The 4,892-nt window shown below is 42.8% G+C and carries 3 protein-coding genes and 2 pseudogenes; 4 read left to right on the forward strand and 1 reads right to left on the reverse strand.

Features of this window, described 5'->3' with window-relative positions:
- Positions 1-377: 377 nt before the first annotated feature.
- Together L1D55_RS26825 and L1D55_RS26830 are read left to right on the forward strand one after the other, a co-directional pair.
- Positions 378-1,214 (forward strand): annotated as a pseudogene (locus L1D55_RS26825) (helix-turn-helix transcriptional regulator); the annotation flags it as partial.
- A gap of 225 nt (positions 1,215-1,439) precedes the next feature.
- Positions 1,440-2,681, forward strand: a complete 1,242-nt coding sequence (locus tag L1D55_RS26830; protein WP_239919476.1) for a carbohydrate porin — start codon at positions 1,440-1,442, stop codon at positions 2,679-2,681.
- A 99-nt stretch (positions 2,682-2,780) separates the two neighbouring features.
- Here L1D55_RS26830 and L1D55_RS26835 read toward each other — a convergent pair whose 3' ends face one another.
- Entirely contained in the window at positions 2,781-3,260 is a 480-nt protein-coding gene (locus tag L1D55_RS26835; RefSeq protein ID WP_239919477.1) for a hypothetical protein, read from the reverse strand.
- A gap of 355 nt (positions 3,261-3,615) precedes the next feature.
- On the opposite strand from L1D55_RS26835, the gene L1D55_RS26840 reads away from it, so the two are divergent.
- Together L1D55_RS26840 and L1D55_RS26845 are read left to right on the forward strand one after the other, a co-directional pair.
- Entirely contained in the window at positions 3,616-4,620 is a 1,005-nt protein-coding gene (locus tag L1D55_RS26840; RefSeq protein ID WP_239919478.1) for a Solitary outer membrane autotransporter beta-barrel domain, read from the forward strand.
- A gap of 156 nt (positions 4,621-4,776) precedes the next feature.
- A pseudogene (locus tag L1D55_RS26845) lies at positions 4,777-4,892 on the forward strand (IS5/IS1182 family transposase); the annotation flags it as partial.

A 4,892-nucleotide genomic window follows, 5' to 3' on the forward strand; every position in this document is an offset into this window, starting at 1 on the left:
CGCAATAGGCCTGTCTCGTGGGCTCGTAGATTTGTATAAGAGACCGGAACAACACGCAATAGGCCTGTCTCGTGGGCTCGTAGATTTGTATAAGAGACCTGAACAACATGGCCTCTTTCACATGACGCCATTGATACTCATGGATAGCCTCGGCTTCAAGACCGCAAAGGCATTTAGCCTCAGAGTTAGGTTTAAGAGTCAGTGTAATAAGTGATGCTGTCTGGTGAGACTTTACTATTTTAAAGCCTTCCCAGAATGAAGATAGGAAAGTATGATTCGGCATGAAAACGGTAGTTTGTGTATGATTTTTGTTTGGCGACTAAACCATATCACTTACTACCGTTTTTGTTTTTAGTTCCCGCTAATCCGCGATGAACCTAAAAAATGTGGTCAAGATTATGGGAGAGTCAGCATCACGAGAAGAGTTTTCGCTGTTTATGTGGAGCTTTTGCAAACAAACCTATGTGCCTAGGTTTGTGGCAAAACTGAATCAACAGGACTCCCTGAAAAGTGCACTCGACCAATTTGGTGAACAGATAAAGTTGGTATCCAATGGTGCTCATGTCTATACCAAACAAGCAGGTGGTAAGTGGTGGTTTGTTCGTGAGAAGCCATTTACAAACGCTCCTTGGTTTAAGTTTGCTGAACTATTCTCGGTTATTTTTATTAATGAACTGATTTCAGTGTTAACACAGGGGCGTTGGAAGCCATCGGAAGTAGGTATTCAGAGTGATGACCTTGAATGCTTCCAATCTTTGCCGCAAATGGGTAGCGCTCAGTTTTTCACACACAGGCCAGTTACGGCTTTTGAAATCCCAGAAGCGATCATGCTTGAGCCGATTGTTTTGCCTAAAGCTTCGCCTGTTCTTGAATCCAGTGTTCCGTTGCCTAGCTCTTTCTTAAGTGCCTTTAAGCTTGTCATTAAACCGTACCTGACGATGGGGAAACTCCCGATTAGTCTCGCTTCTGAAATCTTAAACATGCATGTCAGGACTATCCAACGCCGTTTGGAGCAAGAAGGAGTGGTCTATAAAACTCTGATAGAGGAGATGGTATTGGAGCAAGTATTGGAATTGCTTAAGCAGCCAGATTTGTCGATTACACAAGTAGGGGCAAAGATGGGCTATTCCGATTCATCTCATTTCACTCGTGCGTTTAAGCGTCAAATGAACATGACGCCAAGACAATACCGAAAAGAGAATCTTGAACCTTGATGCATCAATAAGTACAACCAAACTGAAAGCCAGCACACAGAATTCATCATTGTCAGCAAATGGCCATCTATCAACCTTGAAGAGTGGCAATATGACTACTAAGTTATTGAATATTAGTAAGATGACTTTGAACACTATTAATCTTTAATTGTTCAGTGTCATCAAATGACAATTTTTCATCTGAGTAATACATAAAATAAAACTAACTTAAATTGCAGTGGTGACATGATGAACTCAAGATTTTCTAAATTAAGTATGGCGGTGATTGTGGCGGTGAGCTCGATTAGCCCCGTCGTTTATAGCGCAAACTTTGATGGCCCAGACTCTGTTGAAAACACAATTGCAGAGCAGAAAGCACAGAAGAAATCTTGGCGAGAGTCATTAGCTGAGGATGGTTTTACCTTCGGTGCGGATTACTTTGCTTTAGGGTTAACCTCTGGGGATGGTGTTGGTGGCGATAGCGTGGATGCATCATCGGGTGTCGCGCGACTCTATGGTTCATGGCATCTGCTAGGAAAAGACACACAGAACTCAGGTAGCTTGGTATGGAAGGTCGAGCATAGGCATGCCTACGGCGATACTGCGCCAAAAGATTATTCATTTGGACCTCTTGGTTACGTCGGGGCGATCGGTCCAGCATACAGCGACCAAGGTTTTCGAGTGACAGACTTGAATTGGAAGCAAAAAATTAATGATGGTAAAGGTACTATCGTTGTCGGTTGGCAAGATGTAACGAACTATGCCGATGTTTATGCGCTCGCAAGCCCTTGGTCTGGTTTTACGAACTTAGCATTCTCGACAGGCTCTGGCGCAATGGGTCTACCGGATGATGGTGTATTAGCGCTCTCTGCTGGTCATATGCTGGGTGAGAACTTCTATGTTGTCGGTGGTATCGCTGACGCTAACGGTAAGTCCGATGACATTTTTGATGGCTTTGACACAGCCTTTGGTAGCGATGCTTCTTACTTCACCACATTGGAATTAGGTTGGACAGCTTCGCAAGAGCAGATCTATACCGATAACTTTCATGTGACCTTCTGGGACTTCGGCGACGATACTCGTCATAGTAATAGTTTATCTGCGGAAGGTGGCTCAGGCGTTAATTTCTCGTGGAGCCAGTTCACGAGTGACCAAATTATGCCGTTTGTTCGCGGTGGTTTCTCAGAAGGGGATGTAGCCCTTTACGATAAATCGATTTCCGTTGGTATGGGTTACTTTGGATTAGGAAAACCGACGAACAACTTAGGTGTGGCATTGAACTGGGCAGAAGTGAATGGTGATTCTTTTGCGGCTGATGCGAAAGCAACAAGTGGTAGCACAGAACAATGGACCGCTGAGATTTATTACAACATGCAGTTTGGCGATCACTTCCAAGTAACGCCTGACATTCAGTACATAAAAGATCCAGCATTTTCTACTGAGAGTAGTGCTTGGGTATTTGGTATTAGAGCGAGAGTCTTTATCTAATTACACTTGCCCCCCGAACTTGGCCTGACGTAAAGGCCTAACGTAAAAAGTGAGCCCTTGTTGGCTCACTTTTTTGTTTTCGGTTCTATTAAACTTTATCTAATCGAGTGCTGGGACTTTTTCACTCTTTTGTGTGTCATCGAGTGCGAAGTAAATTTTAGACACAATCACTTCGGCAATCAGAATCGTAAATACCACAGCAAAGAAGGCGACCACGCCATTCCAAGGGCCACTGAAATCGACTTTATCGCCAAATAAGATATTGATCGCTTCAAGCATAACGAACTTTGAGCCCACCAGAATCACATAGCTCGATAGTCCCCTGTAAATCTTAGGTGCAGTTCCCGGCTTCGACTTGAAGTAATCCGCGAGCTTATGTTCCAAACCGATAGACAGTTTGAGCAGCAACTGCAGTAAAATTGCAGCAGCAAATGAGATAGTGAATGACTCGATATTTACAAAGTCCCAGTATTCATCGAAAAAATTAAGAACGGTTAAATCAACGAGTACGGCAAGTGTGTATCCGACAAAGAGTTGTTGCGGCGTATTAAATCCATATACTTTTTCTATATTGCTCATCTACTTCTTCCTGAGTAAAGGGTTATCAAAAACGTAGGAGAGAAATATAAGATATTCAAACGCTTATTGCTCAGGATGCGAAACAGCTCTTAAAGTGCGCTTGGCGCATTATGGTAAGCACTTAGGCTGAGAATAATCCAATATGAGTTCTCGAATGGGTTTTCGATCAATAGAGAGGTAAATATGATTATTCATTTTAGAATCCAAGACGTAGAAGAGCTTTGGGGCTCCATAGATTTGGCTACACTCTTACAATTGGAACTGAGAGGTGTATCAACAACACAATTAACTATCTGATTGAAATAGTGAAATTACCAATTACACTTGAAGCATAAGTTTGAATGGAGTCAACTTAATGCTTTCACCCCAGTCCCGATATTCCCCTTCAACTGTTCTATTTTTAACTGGCCTTGCTTCGTTTAGTGTTGAAGCGTCCAATGAAGCGATTCAACATCGTCTAGAGAAAATCTTTGCTGCTTCCATTGCTCTCACTGACAGCGATGCCGTCTCAATTGGCTTTGTCGACTTTGACCCCAACTCATTTATTAACTTGAACGACAGTGGCTTTGGTTCAGATAAAACGATTGATACTCGAAGCCAGGTTAGTGTTGGCTCTATTCCTTATTCTTCTGTGATTAAAACCGATGATCCTGACCTAGATTTGATTTGGTCGGTACGAGGCTCTTATGCGCTTTCTGAGCAAGATATCGAGATTTCATCGGATGTTACGACCGATCGTCGTGTTAACCCTAACAAGGATTCAGTGTTAGGCCTGTATGGCTTTTTCGGCGTTCAAAACCACTTAAACCAACATTGGTCTATCGCTTATGGGGTAGGGGCTCATCTGCTGTATTACCGCAACAAGTATGAATACAACAACAGTTACTCTAAGGCTTTTCAGACTCAGCTCGATGGATATGCTCTAAACACCTCTGCATGGGCATTGATTGGTGAGCCATCGGTTAAACTCAAATACCTAAAAAAACAGGAGTGGGGAAGTTGGAATGTCTCTTCAAGAGCTCGTTATTTCTACGGGACTGGATGGGGTGAAGCGAATGACGGTGATATCGGCAATCCAGAAGGTTTACGATTCATCAATGAGCTAGAGTTTCGACAAAATATGGCGATAGAGGCATGGTCTTTAAAGAACCCTCAAGTTCACTATAATTTTCGAAGAATCGACGTGGCGGGCGACCTAACCGATCCACTCGACACGCATTATTACTATGAATTTGGTGCAGGTTTAGTGTTCGATATGCCTTACGACTCTTACTTCTTTGATAACTTTGGTGTCGGTATTAACTTCAATTACGGCAGTTCGCTCAGTGGCGGAAGTTTGCTGTTTTTACTCAATAACTAGTTTGTTCTCTTAATAGTTAGCTTTTTTTAGTAACCAGTTTTTGTTGGTAACTAACTCTCTTGCTCAATAGTTGGCATAGGCGTTGTTGACTAAATCAGTTGGAACCTTTTCTCAGTCCTGCGATCTGATCCCATGTAGTAGAAGCATGGTGTTGTTATGGGTAAGTCGAAGAAGAAGATAGCGAACTGGAGTGAGTATAATGAAGCCTTGTGCAAGCGAGGCTCAGTAACGTTTTGGATTGACGACTCAGCCGTTGAAGCATGGCAATGTAA

It is taken from the genome of Vibrio sp. Isolate22, assembly GCF_022398115.1.
Lineage (GTDB): Bacteria > Pseudomonadota > Gammaproteobacteria > Enterobacterales > Vibrionaceae > Vibrio.